Annotated in this window: 17 protein-coding genes; 9 read left to right on the plus strand and 8 right to left on the minus strand. The window is 59.3% G+C overall.

From position 1 onward, the window contains the following. Positions 1–10: 10 nt before the first annotated feature. From ACILSL_RS20690 to ACILSL_RS20700, 3 genes are read right to left on the minus strand one after another with little or no spacing between them, the layout of a single operon-like run. On the minus strand, positions 11–1,228 hold the full coding sequence (locus ACILSL_RS20690; RefSeq protein WP_395733965.1) for a cysteine desulfurase: 1,218 nt from the start codon (positions 1,226–1,228) through the stop codon (positions 11–13). Between the two features lie 17 nt (positions 1,229–1,245). Next, the gene (locus tag ACILSL_RS20695; RefSeq protein WP_395733966.1) at positions 1,246–1,521 is read right to left on the minus strand and encodes a hypothetical protein; all 276 of its coding nucleotides are present in this window, start codon (positions 1,519–1,521) and stop codon (positions 1,246–1,248) included. 52 nt (positions 1,522–1,573) lie between these two features. Next, entirely contained in the window at positions 1,574–1,816 is a 243-nt protein-coding gene (locus ACILSL_RS20700) for a hypothetical protein (RefSeq protein ID WP_395733967.1), read from the minus strand. A 136-nt stretch (positions 1,817–1,952) separates the two neighbouring features. On the opposite strand from ACILSL_RS20700, the gene ACILSL_RS20705 reads away from it, so the two are divergent. Beyond that, positions 1,953–5,900 carry a PVC-type heme-binding CxxCH protein gene (locus tag ACILSL_RS20705; RefSeq protein WP_395733968.1) on the plus strand — a complete coding sequence of 1,316 codons (3,948 nt, stop codon included), beginning with the start codon at positions 1,953–1,955 and terminating at the stop codon, positions 5,898–5,900. A gap of 165 nt (positions 5,901–6,065) precedes the next feature. On the opposite strand, the gene dnaA is transcribed toward ACILSL_RS20705, so the two are convergent. Both dnaA and ACILSL_RS20715 read right to left on the minus strand, forming a co-directional pair. Continuing rightward, a complete protein-coding gene (gene dnaA / locus ACILSL_RS20710; RefSeq protein WP_395733969.1) occupies positions 6,066–7,499 on the minus strand; it encodes a chromosomal replication initiator protein DnaA in 1,434 nt (477 codons plus the stop codon). A gap of 345 nt (positions 7,500–7,844) precedes the next feature. After that, positions 7,845–8,894, minus strand: coding sequence for a DUF3500 domain-containing protein (locus ACILSL_RS20715; protein WP_395733970.1), 1,050 nt, complete (start codon positions 8,892–8,894; stop codon positions 7,845–7,847). Between the two features lie 196 nt (positions 8,895–9,090). Here ACILSL_RS20715 and ACILSL_RS20720 point away from each other — a divergent pair, with 196 nt between their 5' ends. The 7 genes from ACILSL_RS20720 to ACILSL_RS20750 all read left to right on the plus strand — a co-directional run bounded on the left by ACILSL_RS20720 (position 9,091) and on the right by ACILSL_RS20750 (position 16,552). Beyond that, positions 9,091–10,749, plus strand: coding sequence for a GspE/PulE family protein (locus tag ACILSL_RS20720; RefSeq protein WP_395733971.1), 1,659 nt, complete (start codon positions 9,091–9,093; stop codon positions 10,747–10,749). Positions 10,750–10,797: 48 nt separating this feature from the next. Continuing rightward, entirely contained in the window at positions 10,798–12,462 is a 1,665-nt protein-coding gene (locus ACILSL_RS20725; protein ID WP_395733972.1) for a GspE/PulE family protein, read from the plus strand. 122 nt (positions 12,463–12,584) lie between these two features. After that, a complete protein-coding gene (locus tag ACILSL_RS20730; protein ID WP_395733973.1) occupies positions 12,585–13,865 on the plus strand; it encodes a type II secretion system F family protein in 1,281 nt (426 codons plus the stop codon). A gap of 33 nt (positions 13,866–13,898) precedes the next feature. Continuing rightward, on the plus strand, positions 13,899–14,588 hold the full coding sequence (locus tag ACILSL_RS20735; protein WP_395733974.1) for a type II secretion system protein: 690 nt from the start codon (positions 13,899–13,901) through the stop codon (positions 14,586–14,588). Positions 14,589–14,653: 65 nt separating this feature from the next. After that, positions 14,654–15,001: a hypothetical protein gene (locus ACILSL_RS20740; protein WP_395733975.1), complete on the plus strand. Its 348-nt coding sequence runs from the start codon at positions 14,654–14,656 to the stop codon at positions 14,999–15,001. Between the two features lie 87 nt (positions 15,002–15,088). Further along, entirely contained in the window at positions 15,089–15,883 is a 795-nt protein-coding gene (locus tag ACILSL_RS20745; RefSeq protein ID WP_395733976.1) for a class I fructose-bisphosphate aldolase, read from the plus strand. A 21-nt stretch (positions 15,884–15,904) separates the two neighbouring features. Continuing rightward, on the plus strand, positions 15,905–16,552 hold the full coding sequence (locus tag ACILSL_RS20750) for a hypothetical protein (RefSeq protein ID WP_395733977.1): 648 nt from the start codon (positions 15,905–15,907) through the stop codon (positions 16,550–16,552). Here ACILSL_RS20750 and ACILSL_RS20755 read toward each other — a convergent pair. Continuing rightward, positions 16,549–17,412, minus strand: coding sequence for a DUF3108 domain-containing protein (locus tag ACILSL_RS20755; protein ID WP_395733978.1), 864 nt, complete (start codon positions 17,410–17,412; stop codon positions 16,549–16,551). The genes ACILSL_RS20750 and ACILSL_RS20755 overlap by 4 nt on opposite strands. Positions 17,413–17,478: 66 nt before the next feature. Here ACILSL_RS20755 and ACILSL_RS20760 point away from each other — a divergent pair, with 66 nt between their 5' ends. Next, positions 17,479–18,579 carry an aminopeptidase gene (locus tag ACILSL_RS20760; protein ID WP_395733979.1) on the plus strand — a complete coding sequence of 367 codons (1,101 nt, stop codon included), beginning with the start codon at positions 17,479–17,481 and terminating at the stop codon, positions 18,577–18,579. Positions 18,580–18,753: 174 nt separating this feature from the next. On the opposite strand, the gene ACILSL_RS20765 is transcribed toward ACILSL_RS20760, so the two are convergent. Both ACILSL_RS20765 and fbaA read right to left on the minus strand, forming a co-directional pair. Then, on the minus strand, positions 18,754–19,401 hold the full coding sequence (locus tag ACILSL_RS20765; RefSeq protein WP_395733980.1) for a histidine phosphatase family protein: 648 nt from the start codon (positions 19,399–19,401) through the stop codon (positions 18,754–18,756). 83 nt (positions 19,402–19,484) lie between these two features. Next, positions 19,485–20,351, minus strand: an 867-nt coding sequence (gene fbaA, locus ACILSL_RS20770; RefSeq protein WP_395733981.1) for a class II fructose-bisphosphate aldolase, incomplete at its 5' end; no start/stop codon positions are given.

Below are 20,351 nucleotides of genomic sequence, written 5' to 3' on the forward strand. Positions count from 1 at the left end.
GAGGCCTGTGTCACGTAAAGAACTTACGCGCGAGGAGCAGTACTTCGACGAGGCGATTGATCTCTTCGAGCGTGTTGTAGAAATAAAAGCTGGCGCGGGTGGTGCCGGGCACCTTGAAGCGCTTCATCAGCGGCTGCGTGCAGTGGTGCCCGCCGCGCATGGCCACGCCATGGCTGTTGGCAAATTCCACGAGATCGTGCGGATGCGCAAAGTCGAGATGGAAGGCCGCCAGCGCGCCCCGGTGGCCGCTCTGCGGGCCGAGGATGCGAATGCCGGGAACCTCGCTCATACGCTGCACCGCGTAGTTGGCCAGATTGTGGTCATGCCGCTGGATGTTTTCCAGGCCGATGGCCTCCAGATAGTCAATGGCAGCACCGAGACCGATGACGCCGGAGATGTCTGGCGTGCCCGCCTCGAAACGATGCGGCGGCGCCTTGTAGCTGCTGGTCTCCATGGTGACCGTCAGAATCATCTCGCCCCCACCATGCCACGGCGGCATGGTTTCCAGCAGGGCCATGCGGCCATACAGCACGCCGATGCCCGTGGGGCCGCACATCTTGTGGCCGGAGAAAACGAAGAAGTCGCAGCCCAGATCCTGCACTTGGATCGGCATGTGCCCCGCGCTTTGCGCGCCATCCAGCAGCGTCACAGCCCCAAGAGCCTTTGCCTTGGCAATGAGTTCCTTCGCCGGATTGATGGTGCCCAGGGAATTGGAAATATGGACGAAGGCAAACAGCTTGACCTGCTCATTCAGCAAAGTTTCGATGGCCTCGGCATCGAGCGTGCCATCATCCAGCACGGGGATGTACTTGAGCGTCGCGCCAGTGCGCTGGGCGAGCAGCTGCCACGGGACGATGTTGCTGTGATGCTCCATGCCGGTGATCAGGATGACATCCCCCGGACGAAGATTCGCCGTGCCCCAAGTGTTCGCGACGAGGTTGATGCCCTCGGTGGTGCCACGGGTGAAAATAATCTCATCCTCCGACGCCGCGCCAATGAATCGGGCCGCCTTGCCACGCACCGCCTCAAAGGCCTCCGTCGCACGGTTGCTCAGTTCGTGCAGGGCGCGGTGGACGTTCGCGTTGTCACGCTCGTAATAGCGCGAAAGCGTCTGGATGACCGTACGCGGCTTCTGGCTGCTGGCCGCACTGTCCAGATAAACGAGCGGGTGCCCATTCACCTGCTGATCGAGGATGGGGAAATCCGAGCGTATGCGGTGCCAGTCCATGATCTTGGACTCAGGCACTAGCGTGAAGCCGTGCGCTGATGAGACGAAACGGATGCAGCGGGCACCTTGCCGGCGTAGTGGCCACGGCTTTCGATCTCGCGGGCGCGCTCCTGCATGGAGGCAGGCTTGCCGTCGGTAGGAAGGTTGTTTTCAGAAATGTAACCCAGCAAGGCTGAACCGGTCTCATCCATCATTCTCACCGGATAGGTGTTCTTTAAAGCACTCCAAGTCTGGCTGCAGCTGGTGGAGCAGACAGAGAGCAAAACAAGAAAACTTAGGTGGCGCAATTTCATATTATGGAATCGTGTTTATCATGATCTTGCTTTTCTGTAAACAACAAGATGTTCAGCGCTTGAAAGCCACCTGAGAGCCGGTCTTGCCATCCAGGGGCTGAAGGTCATGCACCCTTTTTTCCTGCACTTCGCGTGCGCGCATTTCCAAACTCTTGCCCGCAGTTGCCGTCGTTCCATTTTCGTCAGCAAAAAACATGGCATAAGGAGCCAGCCTCAACGCCGTGCCTATCAAACCACAATTGCTCAGCAAAAGGGCGGCGGCACAGGCAAAGATCAGACGGGATTTCACGGGCATTTGTTGTTATTATCACAACCGCCCCAGTGAGTAAACATATATGATGCCCCCTTGGGCGAAGGCGAAACTTGCTCTTTATGCGGCAAACATTGCCCCTGCCGCTCCGTATTGCACTGCCCTTCCGTTTCCAACCCACATGAAGAAACTGCTCTCCCTCCTCCTCGTCCTCACCGTCTCGCTCCAGGCCGAGATCGAACTCAAGCAGGGCGACAGCATCGCCATCCTCGGCAATGCGCTGCCTGACCGCTCGCAATATTCAGGCTGGCTGGAGTCGATGCTGACCCAGGCCAACGCAGGCAAAGACCTCACCTTCCGCAACCTGGCCTTTTCGGGCGATGAGGTGCAGACCTGGCACCGCATCGACAACTTTGGCACGCGCGACGAATGGCTCACCAAGGTGAAGGCGGACGTCATCTTCGCCTTCTACGGCTACAACGAATCCTTCAAAGGCTACGAAGGCATCGAGGAGTTTAAAAAGAACCTCGCCAAGTTCATCGACGACACCAAGGCGCAAAACTACAGCGGCAAAGGCGCGCCGCGCATCGTGCTGTTCTCGCCCATCGCCCTGCAAAAACTGGCGAACCCCAGCCTCCCGCCGGTGGAGGAAAAGAACACCAACATCCAAAACTACGCCGCCGCGATGAATGAAGTCGCCGCCGCCAAAGGCGTGACGTTTGTCGATCTCTTCCAGCCCAGCGCCAAGGGCCTGCCGGAAGGCTCAACGCTCGACGGCCTCTACATCACCGACAGCGGCGAAAAGGCCATCGCAGAGGCCGCCTTCAAATCCCTCACCGGCAAAGATGCACCACAGGTGAATGAAAAACTGCGCAAGGCCATCAACGACAAAAACTGGGAGTGGCACCAGCGCTACCGCACCGTGGACGGCTACAATGTCTATGGCGGCCGCTCCGGCCTCGCCTACGCCGCCGGCGTGGGCGGCTTCAAACAGAACGAGCGCAATCCCGACAAGCCCTACATCTCCAACTATCAGGTGATGATGGAGGAAATGGCCCAGCGCGATGTGAAGACCGCCAACCGCGATCTGCGCGTGCACGCCATCGCCAAGGGCGGCGATCTCGAAGTCAAAGACGACAACCTGCCGCCCGTCGAAAAAGTACCGACCAACATGCCCGACCCGAAGGAGGGCAAGGAGTTCAACAAGGTGCCGATGACCGGCATGACCTTCACGCCTGAAGGCCTCGTGGCCTTCCCGGACGCCAAGGAGGCGATGAAAAACATCCAGGTGGAACCTGGCCTGAAGATCACACTGTTTGCCGATGAAAAGCGGTTCCCCGAGCTCGCCAAGCCCGTCCAGATGGCATGGGACACCCGCGGCCGCCTGTGGATCAGCGCCTGGCGGAACTACCCTGAGCGCACCCCCACCAGCACTAAAGGCGACAGCCTGCTGGTCTTTGAAGACACCAACGGTGACGGCACGGCGGACAAGATGACCGAGTTTGCCGACAATCTGAACTGCCCCACCGGATTCAATTTCTACAGGGATGGCGTCATCGTCATGCAGTCGCCGAATCTCGTGTATCTCGAAGATACCGATGGCGATGGCAAAAGCGACAAACGCACCATCCTGCTGATGGGCCTCTGTGCCGCCGACTCCCACCATGAAACGAATGCGTTGAGCTACGACTGCGGTGGCGCTCTCTATCCAAGTGACGGCGTCTTCCATCGCACGCAGGTGGAAACACTCTACGGCCCAGTGCGCAACACGAACGGCTGCATCTACCGTTTTGACCTCAACCGCCGCACACTGGAGCGCTTCACCACGGACGCCACGGTGAACCCGCACGGCAAAGTCTGGGACCGCTGGGGCAATGCCTTCTTCACCGACGCCACCGGCAACGTGAACACCTTTGCCGAAGCCTCCTCCTGCTACCTGCCACGCGAAGGCGGCGGCAGTGCCAAGCTGCAGGAATTCTGGAAACGCCCCGCACGCCCCGCCGCCGGCAACAACCTCATCTCCAGCCGCCACTTTCCGGACGACTGGCAAAATAACTTCCTCAACTGCAACGTCATCAGCTTCCAGGGCATCTGGCGCGTGCCGCTCATGCCAGACGGCTCCGCTCTGAAAGGCGAAGTCAGCAACGAACTCGTCAAGGTCGATCCTGCTGTTTACCCCACCTTCCGCCCCAGCGCTGTCAGCGTCGGCCCGGATGGCGCGCTGTATTTTTGCGACTGGTCCAATGCCATCATCGGCCACATGCAGCACCACCTGCGTGATCCGAACCGCGACCACCTGCACGGCCGCATTTATAAGCTGACCTATGAAGGCCGCGCGCTGCTCAAGCCCGCCAAAATCCACGGCGAGAGCATCGAGCACCTGCTCGAAAACCTCAAGGCGTGGGAGGACAACGTGCGCATGCGCAGCAAGATCGAACTCGCCAAGCATGAGCCCGCCAAAGTCGCTGCTGCCGCGAAAGCCTGGGCCACAAAGCTCGATCCGACCGACAAAGAATACGAGCACCACCGCCTCGAAGCCCTGTGGGTTCACCAGTGGGTCGATGTGGTAGATGTGGATCTGCTCAAAGCCGTTTTGAAATCCCCCGAGCCCCGCGCCCGCGCCGCCGCCACCCGCGTGCTCTGCTACTGGAAGGACCGCGTGCCCGGCGCGCTCGATCTGCTCAAGGTTGCCGTCAACGACTCCGCCATGCCTGTACGCATGCACGCCGTACGCGCCCTCAGCTTCTACCAGCCCACACCCGATGCTGAGAAGGCCCTCGAGATCGCCTACGACGTGCTCAAGCAGCCAACGGATTCCTACATCGACCACGTCTTCAGCGAATGCCGCAAAGGCCTGCAGTCCGTGCTCAAGACCAAGATCCTGCCAAAAGATCCCGGCGCGCTCGCCGAGTTCATCGCCAAAACCACCGACGCCGACTTGAAGGGCCTGCCAGACCTGCAGCCCGTGCTCGTTGAAAAACTCACGCGCCCGAAACTCACCGCGGATGTTCGTGCCAAAGCCCTCGAAGAACTCGCCAAGACCAGCGGTGACGACACCCCCGTCGTGCTTGTGAACATGCTCAGGCGTGTCGAAGCCGCGGATGGCAAGCTCAACTCGACTGCCGACGACCTCGGCAAACTCCTGCTCGCGCAATCCTCCGGCATGCTGGCCCGCCATGGCACGCTCCTCAAGACCCTGGCCAGAGATGCGAAACAGGCTCCCGTAAAACGCGCCTGCTACGCCGCCTACATCGTCGGCGACAAAACACCTGACAATCTCTGGAAGGCCGTCACCGACGGTGGCGAGCGCAACTACCTCATCGAAGCCATCGCCCTCATCCCCGCCAATGAAGCCGCGCTGCGCGCCAAGTTCCAGCCGCACCTCACCGCCCTGCTGGGAGATGCCAAACTCGACGGCGGCCGCCTGCGCGCCGTGCTCACCGCCCTGCCCCTGATGGGCGCTGACAATGCTGCCGCAAACTTCCAGATCGTGGCCCGGCACCTCATCGACGGCCAAGAGCGCAATGCCGCCGCCAAGGCCCTCATCAAGTTTCCGAAAGCCAGCTGGGATGCCGCCAAAGCGAAGGCCATCACCGATGCCGTGCTGGCCTATGGCAGGACCGTCAAACCCGCCGACCGCAGCAAGTCCGAGTATGTGGAAATCATTTCCGCCGCCAAAGAAATGGCCGCGCTGCAGGGAGACGCAGGCAAAGGCATCCTCGCCGAGCTGAAAACCATCAGCGTCGATGTCTTCGTCGTCCACACCGTGCATGAGCAGCTCCGCTTCGACACCACCCGGATCGAAGTCACCGCCGGCAAGCAGTTTGAAGTCATCTTTGAAAACGACGACGTCATGCCGCACAACTTCGCCATCGTCCCGCCCGGCAAGCACATGGAAATCGGCACCGCCGCCATGACCATGACACCCGACAAGCTCGATAAACAAGGCCGCGCCTTCATGCCCGCCGCCTTCGAAAAAGAAATCCTCGCCGCCACCAAGCTCCTGGAACCCGGCCAGAAGGAAACCATCAAACTCAAAGCCCCCTCACAACCCGGCGACTACGAATTCGTCTGCACCTTCCCCGGCCATGCCGTGCTCATGTGGGGGACGCTGAGCGTGACGAAGTGAGGCGGACAGTCCAGCGAAATCACCGCGTGCGCGCCAGCGTCTTGGCGTGCGCCGGTCTTCCGGCGCTTTCGAACGTCCACCGGCCCACGTAAAGCTCCAGAGGTTTGGAGCACTCCAAAACGCTGGCGCGTTCTCGATACCCCAGACCGCACATGAAAGCGTGGCTCAGTTCTCGCGGATCTTTCCAGCCAGCGCGTCCAGCGTGCGCTTGAAGTCGTTGGAGCCGTTGACGAGATTCGTGACAACTTTGCAGGCGTGAATGACAGTGCCGTGGTCGCGACCCCCAAATTCATCGCCAATCTGCACCAGCGGCAGCTTGGTGAGCGTGCGCGTGAGATACATGGCCACCTGACGGGCTTCGGCGATGTTTTTCGGACGACGCGGGCCGGTGAGGTCGCTCACGCGCAGATCATAATGCGTGGCGATGATGCGCTGGATGCGGTCCACCGTGACGGTCTTTGATGGATCTTCATCGATCACATCATGCAGCATCGTCGCGAGCGCGGACTCCGTGGGCACGGAGCCTTCAAGCGAGACATGGGCGGCCACGCGCATCAGAGCACCTTCCAGCTTGCGCACGTTCACACGGATGCGCTGCGCCATAAAGTCGAGGATCCATGGGTCGAGGGAGACATTGAAGTCGCTCTGCTTGCGGCGCAGGATGGCGATGCGGGTTTCAAAATCCGGCACCTGAATCTGCGTGGCAAGACCCCATTCAAAACGTGAGACCAGACGGCTTTCGAGGTTTTTGATCTCACTCGGCGGGCGGTCGCTGGCCAGAACGATCTGCTTCGCGTTGTTGAAGAGCTCGTTGAAGGTGTGGAAGAACTCCTCCTGCGTGCTGTCCTTGCCTTCGAAGAATTGCACATCGTCGATGAGCAGCACATCCACCTTGCGGTATTTCTGGCGGAACTGGCTGAAGGTCTGGCGCTTGATGGCGTCGACAAATTCGTTGGTGAACTGTTCGGAGGTGACGTAGCGCACATTGGCACGCGGCTTGCGCGCCAGCACTTCCTGGCCGATGGCCTGCAGGAGATGCGTCTTGCCCAGTCCGGTGGCACCGTAGAAGAACAGCGGATTGTAGATGCGGCCCGGCTTTTCAGCCACCGCCTTGGCCACGGCCACAGAATAGCTGCTGTTGGGGCCGATGACATAGCTGTCGAAGTTGAACTTGGCGTTCAGTCCGGCCTCGCTGAAGAAACGGATCGGAGCCTGGTCAGCAGCGTTGACACGCGCCGCCTTGAGTTCGGGCATGGGCGCGTAGGACACGGGGGTCGGTTCCGTCGCCACATGAAATTCAATCACTGCAGGCACTCCAGTGACTTCAGCCACGGCATCAGCAACAGCCACCGTGTGATTGCTCTCGATCCACAGCTGATGGATCGGATTCGGCACGGTGATGATGAACCTGCCATCATCTGCCAGACGACCCGAGGTACCGCTGAAGCAGCGCTGGAAATTGTCGCCACCGAGGCGCTTTACCAAAACTTCGCAGACCTGGTCCCAAACCGTGGGAACTGGCGTGAACAATTCAGTGTGTGCATGGTGAGCCGAGCCATTGAGGGAAGTGTGATTCGAGTTTTCATCGTTGCGCGCCATGATGAGTGTTTCTGGGAGAATGAGGTCGGGATTGGGTTGGTAAGAGCGTCGACAGGATTCAAATGGGAGTAATCAGGAGGCCATCGAATATCTTTTTAAACGACTCTTCTTTGTATGTCGAAACCGACACATGAAACAAGCTCTTCTTCGATATATTTTTTGAAGTTTCCATCCAAACGAACAAAACATTCAAAATTAATTGCATTGAATTGTGAAGATCCATTCAAACAGCAGCGAACAAGCTGTGAACAGCATGCGAATAGATGTGAGCAACCAGAACAGGCTCGCAAAATGCGTGCATGATTTCATGCGGGAAAAAATCATTCCCGCATGCAGCCGCCGGCATCAATGAGCCTGCTTCACATGCTCGCCCAGCAGATCACGGCCAAAGTCGCCGTCAAAGCTGCGCCAGACACTGTGCACATGGTTGGCATCATTCTGGGTGTTGTCATACTCAAGCAGAAAGGTCTTGCCCTGCACACGGTAGTAGTGCGGTTCGCCGCGCTCCTTGCCACCCGCCCAGGCAAAATAAATCGGACCGCTCGCTTTAAACTCAGCACGGGCGGCTTCAGCGATTTCAGGACGCATCCGGTCAATGTACTCGGCGATGATGCGCGTGAGCATGCCCTTCTGATTCTCATTGAGTTCGGAATCAGCAAGACCCGCAGGTGCCAGCGGGCTCACTTTGTGCTCGGCGGCAGTGATCATTTCCTTGGGGGCTTCTGTGGCGACAAACGCCGTCTTGAACTGCTCGGGTGTGAGCGACTTGACCAGTTCACGGCCCAGCTCCTCCTCAACCCCAAGCACCCGCAGTCCGGTAAGCGGCCCTTGGCGGATCTCACCTGGGTTGGTGCCCATGAAAGCTGGAGTGGCACGGAGCATCTGGCCGTCCTTGAGGGTGAAATTCAACGACAGGTGATGCCCTTCGACACGCCAGCCCCAGGCTCCCTTGTCAGCAGGTTCGCCGAAAATCGAGACAAAGTATTTTTCAGGATCGCGCTTTTCACGGGCGGCGGCGCGCTTGGACTCATCTGCGCCCTCCATTTGGTAAAGCACCTCTTCGAGACTCATGATCGTCACCGCCTTGGCAGAGCCACGGAAGCTGAGGCCGGTATTCAAGAGAGCATGAGCGAGCAGGCGCTGCTGCGGCGTCATTTCCTTGAGGGGCAGCCCCTTGCGCTCACGCGGGATGAAGTGCCAGTTTTCGCGCTCCTCGGCGGCAAACTCGAAACAAGCCTTCGCTTTTTGTTCCGGAGTCAGCGCAGCCAGGAAGACCTTGGCAATGGCGGACATCTGCGTGCCCGCATCGTGCGCCCCAACTTTGCTCGAAGTGAAACTTGAAAAGGCAAGGCAGATGCCGAGAAACGGCAGGGAAAGACGCTGAGCGAGGTGCATGATGGTTGTAGTGAGTCGTCGTGATTGGCAGGCAGGGCAAGTCGAACGCTCATTCCTAGGGTGGTTTGTCATTCATTGTCATCAATTTTCATCTTGCGAGCGCCGAGTCGTTGACACTTTCCTGCGTGAGGTTGTAGTCTGATGATTATCGTAAATTACCGATTTAACGCACCACCCGCCAAGCAGATCCGAATTCATGTACTCCAATGAAGCATACCTCCTTGAACAGCTCCTGGAAACCGGCCAGCTGTCCGAGCGCGACATCCAGCATGCAAAAACAGGTCTGAAGCCTGGAGAGAGCGCCGTTGCCATTCTGGTTAAAACGGGCACGATCACCGACGAGCAGATCGCACGCACGGTGGCTGTCAGCTCCGGCATGGAATACGTCGATCTGAATGGCTTCGAAGCACATCCAGGCCTCAAGGGACTCGTTCCTGTGGATGTGGCCAAGAAATATAAAATCGCGCCGCTGGGGATGAACGGAAGCACCCTGCAGGTGGCCGTGGCTGATCCGTTTGACTTTGAAACGCTGGATGCACTGCCGCATGTGCTGCAGCCGGACATTGAGTACTACTGCTCCACCCCGGGGCTGATCAAGACAGTGCAGTCCAATATCTATGGCAATGAAGCCATTCTTGGCATTGAAACGAAGGGCGCAGACGCCGGCACTTCCTCAGACGCTGACGCCCCGGTCATCAGGCTGGTGCAGAACCTGCTGATGGAGGCCTTCAAACAAAAGGCTTCTGATATTCATGTGGAGCCGCTGGAGAAGGACATCCGCATCCGCTACCGCATGGACGGCGTCCTTGTGGACGTGGAGCATCACCCCAAGCGCCTCCATTCTGCGATCATCGGGCGTCTCAAAATCATGACCGGCTCCATGCAGCTGGATGAAAAGCGCATCCCGCAGGACGGACGCATTCAGATGAACTTCAATGACAAGGAGATCGACATGCGTGTGTCGATCATCCCCACCAACAACGGCGAGAGCGTCGTCATGCGTGTGCTCGACAAGAGCAGCCTGAAGCTCGGCCTGGTGGACCTGGGATTCCTCAGTGATGACCAGGCCTCCTTTGAGCAGCTCATCACTCTGCCTGACGGCATCATTCTGGTGACCGGCCCTACGGGTTCCGGCAAAACTACCACGCTCTACGCCTGCCTCAATTTCATCAACCGTCCCGACCGCAAGATCATCACGGTGGAAGATCCGGTCGAATACGAACTCGCAGGGATCAACCAGGTCATGGTGAAGGAAGACGTCGGCATGACCTTCGCCGCAGCACTGCGCGCCATGCTGCGTCAGGCGCCCAACATCATCATGCTGGGGGAAATTCGCGACTTGGAGACGGCCTCCATCGCCATCCAGGCATCACTCACAGGTCACTTGGTCTTCAGTACGCTGCACACCAACGATGCACCGAGCGCGGTGGCACGTCTCACGGACATCGGGGTCAAGCCCTTCCTCACCGCCTCCGCCGTTCGCGCGATCGAAGCGCAGCGACTCGTCCGCAAACTCTGCCCCGACTGCAAGCAGCCCGGCAGCCTCTCCAATCATGAACTGCGCTCCCTCGGCCTCGAAGCCGCCCAAATGGCGGAGGCCACCATCAACAACGCAGTAGGCTGCTCCAAATGCCGCCAGCGTGGTTTCCGCGGCCGTATGTCCCTCGTGGAGATTTTCAAAATCAACGACGAAGTGCGCGGCATGATCAACCAGCAGCTCACCACTCCCCAGCTGCGCAAACGAGCACGCGAACTGGGCATGCGCACCCTGCGCGAGGACGGCATCCGCAAGGTGCTCTCCGGCCTCACCACCGCCGATGAAGTGATCGAAGCGACCATGTCTGACGCCGATTGATCCCCACCCCCAGACTTTCCCAACGAACTTCATTTCTTACAGACGACTATGACTCCCCATAATGTGGTAGAGATGCTCAAAAGCCGGGGCGTGATCGACAAAGGTCTCGCCTATGACATCGAGCAGGATTCCGTTCAAAACGGCAAAGACATTGTCCAGGTGCTGCTGTCCTACGGCATCTACACCAATGAGGATGAATTCTGGGCGCAGGTGGCCGATGAACTCGGCGCCGACCACTTCGATCTCGACAATTTCGAGCCACCGCCCTCCGTCATCGCCTTGATTCCGGCTGGCATGGCACGCCTCTACGGCGCCTTCCCCATCACTCTGGATGCCCAGGGCCTGCACGTCGCCTTCACTGATCCCCTCAATCCCCAGCTGGTGGAAGACCTGCGCTTCGGGCTCGAAAAAACGATTGTACCCGTCGTCGCCCGCCGCAGCCAGGTGCTGACCTTGATCGAAAAGTTTTATGGCGCTGGCGCCCCCAGCATCGAGGAAATCTTCGGCCAGCTCGGCAAGAGCGCCAAAGACGGGATCACCGCCGAAGCTGAAGCAAATTCCGCCCCCATCGTCAAGTTCGTCGATCTGGTCATGCAGCAGGCCATCAAGGAGCGCGCGAGCGACATTCACTTCGAGCCCTTTGAGCGTGAGTTCAAAATCCGCTACCGCGTGGATGGCGCGCTGTATGAAATGGCCCCTCCCCCCATTCACCTGGCCACCTCGATCATTTCCCGTATCAAGGTGATGTCGAACATGAACATCGCCGAGCGCCGCATCCCGCAGGACGGACGCATCATGACCAACGTCGGTGGCAAGCCGGTGGACATGCGCGTGAATTCCCTGCCCACACAGCACGGTGAGTCCGTGGTGCTTCGTGTTCTTGACCGCTCCTCCATCAACATCGAACTCGATGCGCTGGGCATGCAGCCCTTCCTTCAAGACTACATCGTCGAGACCATTCACAAGCCCAACGGCATCTTCATCGTCACCGGTCCGACCGGAGCCGGCAAGACCACCACCCTCTACGCCTGCCTGCGGAAGATCAACACCATCGACTGCAAGCTGATCACCGCCGAAGACCCGGTGGAATATGAGCTCGACGGCGTCATGCAGGTGCCGATCAATGACGCGGTGGGTCTGACCTTTGCCAAGGCCCTGCGCTCCTTCCTGCGTCAGGACCCCGACCGCATCATGGTGGGAGAAATGCGTGACCTTGAGACCGCCCAGATCGCGATCCAGGCCTCCCTCACCGGCCACTTGGTGCTCAGCACCCTGCACACCAACGACTCCGCCGGCGCAGTCACCCGTCTGGTGGACATGGGCGTGGAGCCCTTCCTCGTCTCTGCCACGCTGGAAGGAGTGCTCGCCCAGCGCCTTCTGCGTACGATCTGCAAGAGCTGCCGTTCTCCGTATGAACCGAGCCTGAGCATTCTCAATCAGCTTGGCCTCACGCCGGAAGACCTCGGTGGGAAGCACTTCTACACCGGTTCGGGCTGCTCTGTCTGCGGCAACAGCGGCTACAAAGGCCGAAAGGGCCTCTACGAGCTGCTGGACGTCACCGACCCCATCCGCGAGCTCATCACCGGACGCGCTCCCTCCATCGTCTTGAAGCAGAAAGCCATCGAGCTCGGCATGGTCACCCTGCGTGAAGACGGTCTGCGCGGCATTTACGATGGATCAACAACCATCGAGGAAGTCCTGAAATACACCTGATCTCCGCAACGCCAGACGGCGCCCCTGCCGAGTGCAACCCTGTACATTATTTGATGGACAGAACACCCGCCGTCCCGGTATTCTAAAATTACCCTGAACAAACGCCGCCACGATACGCCCCTATGCCCACGTTTCACTACATCGCCCTGGATCAGAACGGACAGGAAACCGCCGGAGATCTAGAAGCCGCCTCCGAGGCAGATGCCATCAATCAACTGCGCCAGACCGGCCTCTATCCGACCAGCGTCGCCGCCGAAGGCCAGGGTCAGGCGGCTGCCATCAAGAAGCGGGTCAAATCCACCTCCAAGGGCAAAACGAAGACCGTCAAAATCGGTGCAAACGCCAAGGTGAAGAGCAAGAGCCTGATGATTTTCACGCGTCAGCTCGCGACCCTCATCGATTCTGGCCTGCCCCTGCTGCGCGGTCTCACCGTGCTGGGCCGTCAGGAACCCAATCCGGTGATGAAAGCAACGATCACCACGCTGGCAGACAATGTTCAGACCGGCAGCACCTTCTCCGAAAGCCTCCAGCAGTACCCGCGCATCTTCAACAAGCTCTACATCAACATGGTGAAAGCCGGTGAGCTTGGCGGTGTGCTTGAGCTCGTGCTCAACCGTCTTGCCGAGTATCAGGAAAAGGCCCAGAAGCTCAAGAACAAGATTGTCGCGGCGATGGTTTACCCGATCATCGTCATGTTCATCGCCGCGGCCATCATGGTCTTCCTCATGCTGGTCATCGTTCCACGCTTTGAGTCCATCTTTGATGACATGATCCCGGGCGGCAAAGAAAAGCTGCCGGCCCTGACGAAATTCGTCATCGGCTTCAGCCGCACCATGTACGATTACATCTGGTATCAGGTGGCCGCCCTCGCTGCGATCATCGCCGGCTGGCGCATGATGGCCGCCACCAAAGGCGGACGCCGCTGGATCGACCGCACCAAGCTCAAACTTCCGCTCTTCGGCGATGTGCAGAGCAAGACCGCCATCTCACGCTTCACCCGCACCTTGGGTACGCTCGTGACCTCCGGCGTGCCGATCCTGCAGGCCCTCAACATCACCCGCGACACCGCTGGCAACACCATCATCTCAGACGCCATCACCAAGGTGCATGACGCCGTGAAAGAAGGTGAGTCCATGGTCGCGCCCCTGGAGTCCAGCAACGTGTTCCCCCCGATGGTGATCTCCATGGTCGACGTGGGCGAAGAAACCGGCCAGCTTCCTGAAATGCTGCTGAAAATCGCTGACGTCTACGAAGACGAAGTGGACAATTCCGTCTCCGCCCTCACCTCCATGCTGGAGCCGCTCATGATCGTCGTTCTCGCCCTCGTCGTGGGTGTGATCGTCATGGCCCTCTTCCTCCCGCTCATCGACGTGATCAAAAACCTCAGCGGCGCCGGCGGCTAGGACCGGACACCACCCCCAACCAACCTCGGAGTCATGAAATCAACCCGCTTGCCATTCCGCTCACGTGCACGCGCCTTCACCCTGGTGGAGATGCTCATCGTGGTCACCATCATCTCGTTGCTTGCCGCCCTGACCATGGGGGGGTACACCTATGCCATGCGCTCCTCAAAACGGCGCCTGACCACAGGAACATTTGAGGCGATCAAGCTCGCCCTTGAACGCTACAACACGGAATTCGGTGAATACCCGCAGCCTACAGGCAGCAATCAAATGATGCAGTTCCCGCCCGGCTTGGCCACCTATGACACCTCTGGCGCTTCATGCCTTTATCAGGCTCTGACAGGTGACGGTTACGATCAGATCAAGGGCGTCACAGGTACTGCAGGAGGCGCATCTGGTGGCACCTCAGATGGCAAAGTGGAAGGCGCCGCCGAACTCAAAAACAAGATGTTCGTCGAAATCCCCCAGACCATCTACACCCGCAGAGGCGCCAATTTCATGCTCATCGACGGCTTTGGTCATCCCTTTCAGTACATCAAAGCCGCGATCCCCACCACCCCGACGACCGGCGCTGGAAGCGGGGGCAGCACACCCATTCCCACCACCATCAACTCCACGTATGATCTCTGGTCATACTCAGAAGATGAGTTGAACACCACCAAGCAAAGCATCAGCTCTTTGGCGGACCCAACCGTGTCCGTCAAATGGATCAAAAACTGGTGAATTGCGGTGCTGCTGCATCTGAAATCGACATCCATCGCGTGTTTCCGGGCAAAGTTTGATCAAGTATGCCCATCGGTCTCGCCATCGCCTCCATTCTTGCGCTGTTCGTCAGTTTCTGGGCATTGAACATCGCACGTGATCCGAGTGTGTGGCGGCTCTGGTGGATGGATCTGCTCGGAGTGCTCGATGTGGATTCCAATCGGGATCAGAGGCGCAGCCAGGAGCGCCAGATGTCCTTCATCTGCTTCACGCTGTTCCTGCTCCTCCTGTCCACCGGCCTCAGCGGAGCCTTCTGGACAGTTGACCTGGTGCGGGATCACAAACGTGACAAAACACGCTTTGAGCGTGCAGAGATGAGCTCCAACCGCGAAATCGAGAAGGTCAAAAGTCAGCCCCAGAGCATTGCCCGCTAAGGATGCGGCAGACCTGAAGGGGTGGATTTTGGTTTGCACGCGGCGTGCATCGCTGCGAAGAAACGTCTCATTCCCAATCCCGACCCCATGAATCGCCAGGAAAATCTCGAATCCCTCTTTCGCAACGGCAAGACCGTCATCCTTCCCATTGACCACGGTTGCGCCATTCCAGTGCCTGGCTTGGAAAATCCCTTTCAGCTCATCGATTCGGTCAATGAATTCGTCGATGGCTACGTCATGAACCTCGGCGTCGCCCTGCGCGCGGCCGACAGCCTCGCCGGCAAGGGCATCATCCTCCGCACAGACGTCTACAACACCCGCACCACAGGTGAAGGCGCTGGCAGCATCGGCGTCTTCGGCGTCGAGGAAGCAGAAATGGTCGGCGCCAATGCCGTCATGAACATGCTCTACCCCTTCTCCGCCTATGAGAAGGCCAATTTTCAGGAGTGCGCCGATCTTATCCGCCTCAGCCTCGATACCGACATTCCCGTCATCCTGGAATCCCTGCCCTACGCGCTGGGCGCACCGGAAAAATACACCGTGGAAAATGTCAGCTTTGCCGTCCGCCTCGCAGCCGAGCTTGGCTCGGATGTCGTGAAGTGCCCCTACCCGACCAATGGCAGCGTGGACGACTTCCGTCGCATCATCGGCCAGAGCTTCGTCCCTGTCATCATCCTCGGCGGTGCCGCCATGGGAGACGACGCAGGCCTCCTGAAGATGGTGGAAGACGCCATGGACGCCGGTGCCGCTGGCGTGGCGATCGGCCGTAACGTCTGGCAGCACAAAAACCCTGCCGCCATCGCCCGCAGCATCGCCGCCGTCGTACATGAAGACGCCTCCGCGCTTGAAGCCCTCGCACTGCTGAAAGAACCGGTGCGCTGAGTCAGTTTCGTTTTACCCGCCATGAAACGACTGCTTCTTGCCGCCAGCCTGTTCGCCACCTGCTCTCTTCACGCCCAGCAGCTGCAATCCTTCGAGATCAAGGCTGACGACTGGGCCGAAGGTGAGCCGCCGAAGGAAGTCTTCATCGTGGACGGCACCATCAAAATCGCCGCACGCGATGGCAGCAAGGCCATCGTCATTGATCCCAATCCCGTCACCGACGCCAGCGCCCAGCTCGCTGTCTCCGCCAGCGGCAATGCCAGCATTGAAGCCAAAATCCTCGCTATCAAGCGCGGCCGCAGCACACCGCGCTTCGGCGTCAGCGTGCATGGCATGAGCGGTCACCGGCTCATCCTCAATCCCGCCAAAAAATCCCTCGACCTCGTCAAAGGCGATCAAACTCTCGTCACCGTTCCCTTTGCCTGGACCAGTGAAGCTTGGGTGAAGGTCAAACTCGAAGCCAAAAAAGGCGCTGGAGACGCCTGGACCATCGTCGGCAAAGCCTGGCCCGCCGATGCCGCAGAGCCAGCCGAGCCCCTCATCAAACACGAGGAAACCAAGCTCAAAGGCCAGGGCAAATGCGCCATCTGGGCCACGCCCTTCTCCGGCGAACCCGTGTTCTTTGACGACATCAAAATCAGCGTCGAAGCAGCAGCCGCCGCTCCTTAAGGCTTGGCCGGTGGTTTAACCGTGGTTCGGTGAGGCAATGAAGCCGTTGCTTCTTTGCCGCTGAGTGTTTCGAATTTCGTCAGCCGGGCAAACATGAACCCGACAAACACGCTGGCATTCATCTCGATGGGAATGCGTAGCTCGTCATCTGAAACCCAGATCGTCGCCGTCTTCATCTTCTTGTAGGCGCTCAGCGCCAGCGTGGACCGGTCGATCTTTCGAATCTTCAGCCCCAGCTTGATGCAGGGCCGCTTCTGCCCGCCATACGTTATGGTCTCGCGTCCCTGCACCTCAAAGGTGGTCAGGTACGGCGTATCCCAGGGCTGCACCACCCGCGTGATCTTTTGTCCGTTTTTCAGCTCCAGGCTACGCACATACAGGATCACGGAAAGAATGTCATCCATGGGGCCATAGGCGCACACGGCGGTGGAGGAGGAAGGCGCGCCCTTCACCGGCTGCACCTGCGTCTGCGTGATCACACGATGCCGCTCAAAGGCCACGCGGTAGCGGCAGGTCTCTTCACTGTCCGTCTCACGGTGCTGCAGAAAGTGCGCCCGCAGATCACCGCGATGCATGATGGAGGTCATCTCACAGTCGTATTTCCACAGAGAGCGCGCCAGCCCGGTGCTCGCAGCGGAGGCATCGGCACGCCAGTACTCACCCGCCTCACGCACGGTCAGCGTGGCCTGCCCCGCCGTCATCACATGGCTCCAGCCGATGTCAAAAGTCAGCTTGCACGGCGGCACCTTCCGGTGAGTTCCAGCAGTGCCTGGCGTGAGCTCTTTGACCCACTCTGGCGTCTGCGCACACGTCACAGAATGGCCCAGCACACCCAGGAGGAAAAGGAGCAGAAAGCGCATGCCCCCAGTATTCCCTCGATTTTCCCTTTTGCCAGTCCGTGTCTTTTCCGCCACAATCCCCCCATCATGCACGATCCCCGAATTGACGCCCTCTCACGCCAGCTTGTCCGCTACTCCACCAAAGTCAAAAAAGGCGACCTCGTCTGGATCGACCTTTTCGACGTGCCGAACACCGTCGGCCAGAGCCTCATCCGTGAAGTCGTCGCCGTCGGCGGCCTGCCCATGGTGCGCATCAATGACGCCGTTCTCACCCGCGAGCAGATGATCCATGCAAGTGAGAAGCAGTACGACATCATCGCCGAAAACAACCTCGCCCTCATGAAGCAGACCGACTGCTACATCGCCGTGCGCGGCAGCCACAACATCACCGAGGCCGCAGACGTGCCGGCGGAAAAAATGAAGCTCGTCATGTCCAAGCTCCGCCCCGTGCAGAACGAGCGCGTCAACAACAGCCGCTGGGTCGTCCTTCGCTGGCCCACCGCCTCCATGGCCCAGCAGGCGGGCATGAGCACCCAGGCCTTCGAAGACTTCTTCTTCCGCGTCTGCCTGCTCGACTACGCCGCCCTGCTCCCTGCCATGAAAGCCTTGAAGCAGCTCATGGACAAGACCAGGCACGTCCACATCACAGGTCCCGGCACCGATCTCAGCTTCAGCCTCAAAGGCCTCAAGGCCATCGCCTGCGGCGGCAACCACAACATCCCCGACGGCGAAGTCTTCAGCGCCCCCGTCAAAGACAGCGTTGAGGGCGTCATCAGCTACAACGCCCCCACCATCTATCAGGGCATCGCCTTCGACAGCGTGAAGCTCGAGTTCAGCAAGGGCAAGATCGTCAGCGCCACCGCCAACAACACCGAAGCCATCAACAAGATCTTTGATAGCGACCCCGGCGCCCGCTACATCGGCGAGTTCGCCATCGGCTTTAACCGCGAAATCAAAGAGCCCATGCGCGACATCCTGTTCGACGAAAAAATCGCCGGCAGCTTCCACTTCACCCCCGGCCAGGCCTACGAAGGCGTCGCCGACAACGGCAACCGCAGCCAGGTCCACTGGGACCTCGTCAACATCCAGCGCCCCGAATACGGCGGCGGAGAAATCCACTTCGATGGCAAGCTCATCCGCAAAGACGGCAAGTTCCTCCTGCCCGAGCTCAAGCCGCTGAACTACTAAACGTGCACCTGCCTGGCCTTGGATTCTGATTCGCGATAATTCGCGCTCATTCCTTCTTCATTCGCGTTGAAAACCCAACGCCCCATCAGTGTGATGTGGGCACTCCTGCCCGCAGTTCGAACGCCTCGGGAAACTCGCTGCGGGCAGGAGTGCCCACATCACTTACCGGCATGCTCACGCGACCACCAGCGGCGGCTGAAAATTCAGCAGCTCAAACTCCACCGCATGCTTCCGATCCGGCAGCAGCTCCACCAGGCTGATGCTGCCGTACTCGATGTTGAAATGCGCCATGTGCCGCAGCGGCATCTCCATCAGCAGCGCGATGATCGCCCGAATGATGCCGCCGTGGCAGTAGATGGCCACCTGCTGATGCGGGTGCGCCTGAATGATCTGCAGCAAACTCTCGCGCACCCGATCCATCAGGCTGTCGATGCTCTCGCCGTTGGCGATGCCATTGCTCTCGATGATCTCCAGCCAGTCAAAGGCGCTCATGCCAAAGTTCGCCTGCACCTCGTCCCAGCGGTGCCCGGTCCAGTCGCCAAAATCGATCTCCCGCAGCCCCGGCATCAGCGTCGGCTGCATGCCCCGCTGCTCCGCCAGTGGTGCCAGCGTCTGCTGCACCCGCAGCATCGGGCTGGCATAAAGCGCATCCAGCTTCGTGTCCTTCAGCCACGCCGCCACGGCCTCCCCGTGTTTCACGCCCAAAGGTGAAAGCCCCATGTCGATGCGCGAGCCGCCAAACACCTTGTGATACTTCTCCTCCACCTCGCCGTGGCGGATGAGATAGATCTGCATGGGATGATTCGGAAGATGGGATTTCATGACAAAACGATAGAAGGGGAAAAGACGGAAGGCAGCGTTTGAACGCTGCCTTCCAGAATGTGCGTTTGATGATTCCAGCGGCCTTACACCGTGCCGAAGATCGTCTTGCCGGTGCTCAGCAGATCGTTGCAGGCTTCCTTCATGCGGTCGCAGAGGCCCTGCTCGCCCTTCTTGAGGTAGCTGCGTGGGTCGTAGGTCTTCTTGTCGCCCACTTCGCCGTCGATCTTGAGGACACCGGCGTAGTTCTTCATCATGTGATCCACGATCGGGCGGGTGAAGGCGTACTGGGTGTCGGTGTCGATGTTCATCTTCACCACGCCGTAGCCCAGGGTCTCGCGAATTTCTTCAAGGAGGGAGCCGGAACCGCCGTGGAAGACGAGGTCCATCTCGGCCTTGGCGCCATGCTTGGCAGTCACTGCGGCCTGGCCGTCGCGCAGAATGGTGGGCTTGAGCTTCACAGCACCGGGCTTGTAGGCACCATGCACGTTGCCAAAGGTGGCGGCGAACATGAAGCGGCCGATGCCACTGAGGGTCTCATACACTTCCACCATGTCTTCGGGGGTGGTGTAGAGCTTGTCAGCAGCCACACCGCTGGTGTCGTGGCCGTCTTCTTCGCCACCGACAACGCCGGCTTCGACTTCGAGGATGATCTCGTGCTTCACGCACTCAGCGAGGAGTTCCTTGGAAAGGCGCATGTTTTCGGCCAGCGGCAGCTCTGAGGCGTCGAGCATGTGGCTCTGGAAAAGGTTGTTCAGGCCCGCAGCGCGGCGCTTGGCAGTTTCGGCGATGAGGGGCTTGAGGAAGCTGTCCACCTTCTTCGGCTGGCAGTGGTCGGTGTGCAGACCGACGAGGATGTTGTACTTTTCCGCAAGGCGGTGCGCGGCCTCAGCGAGGACGATGGCCCCAAACGCCTGATCTTTGACAGCGGTGCCGGAGGCAAATTCGCCGCC

This window comes from Prosthecobacter sp. (genome assembly GCF_044222345.1).
Classification (GTDB): domain Bacteria; phylum Verrucomicrobiota; class Verrucomicrobiia; order Verrucomicrobiales; family Verrucomicrobiaceae; genus Prosthecobacter.

What these genes read in the sequence shown, in the direction of transcription:
- ACILSL_RS20690 (WP_395733965.1), bottom strand. Translation starts at nt 1,228, where the DNA reads ATGGACTGGCACCGCATACGCTCGGATTTCCCCATCCTCGATCAGCAG.
- ACILSL_RS20695 (WP_395733966.1), bottom strand. Translation starts at nt 1,521, where the DNA reads ATGAAATTGCGCCACCTAAGTTTTCTTGTTTTGCTCTCTGTCTGCTCC.
- ACILSL_RS20700 (WP_395733967.1), bottom strand. Translation starts at nt 1,816, where the DNA reads ATGCCCGTGAAATCCCGTCTGATCTTTGCCTGTGCCGCCGCCCTTTTG.
- ACILSL_RS20705 (WP_395733968.1), top strand. Translation starts at nt 1,953, where the DNA reads ATGAAGAAACTGCTCTCCCTCCTCCTCGTCCTCACCGTCTCGCTCCAG.
- dnaA (WP_395733969.1), bottom strand. Translation starts at nt 7,499, where the DNA reads ATGGCGCGCAACGATGAAAACTCGAATCACACTTCCCTCAATGGCTCG.
- ACILSL_RS20715 (WP_395733970.1), bottom strand. Translation starts at nt 8,894, where the DNA reads ATGCACCTCGCTCAGCGTCTTTCCCTGCCGTTTCTCGGCATCTGCCTT.
- ACILSL_RS20720 (WP_395733971.1), top strand. Translation starts at nt 9,091, where the DNA reads ATGTACTCCAATGAAGCATACCTCCTTGAACAGCTCCTGGAAACCGGC.
- ACILSL_RS20725 (WP_395733972.1), top strand. Translation starts at nt 10,798, where the DNA reads ATGACTCCCCATAATGTGGTAGAGATGCTCAAAAGCCGGGGCGTGATC.
- ACILSL_RS20730 (WP_395733973.1), top strand. Translation starts at nt 12,585, where the DNA reads ATGCCCACGTTTCACTACATCGCCCTGGATCAGAACGGACAGGAAACC.
- ACILSL_RS20735 (WP_395733974.1), top strand. Translation starts at nt 13,899, where the DNA reads ATGAAATCAACCCGCTTGCCATTCCGCTCACGTGCACGCGCCTTCACC.
- ACILSL_RS20740 (WP_395733975.1), top strand. Translation starts at nt 14,654, where the DNA reads ATGCCCATCGGTCTCGCCATCGCCTCCATTCTTGCGCTGTTCGTCAGT.
- ACILSL_RS20745 (WP_395733976.1), top strand. Translation starts at nt 15,089, where the DNA reads ATGAATCGCCAGGAAAATCTCGAATCCCTCTTTCGCAACGGCAAGACC.
- ACILSL_RS20750 (WP_395733977.1), top strand. Translation starts at nt 15,905, where the DNA reads ATGAAACGACTGCTTCTTGCCGCCAGCCTGTTCGCCACCTGCTCTCTT.
- ACILSL_RS20755 (WP_395733978.1), bottom strand. Translation starts at nt 17,412, where the DNA reads ATGCGCTTTCTGCTCCTTTTCCTCCTGGGTGTGCTGGGCCATTCTGTG.
- ACILSL_RS20760 (WP_395733979.1), top strand. Translation starts at nt 17,479, where the DNA reads ATGCACGATCCCCGAATTGACGCCCTCTCACGCCAGCTTGTCCGCTAC.
- ACILSL_RS20765 (WP_395733980.1), bottom strand. Translation starts at nt 19,401, where the DNA reads ATGAAATCCCATCTTCCGAATCATCCCATGCAGATCTATCTCATCCGC.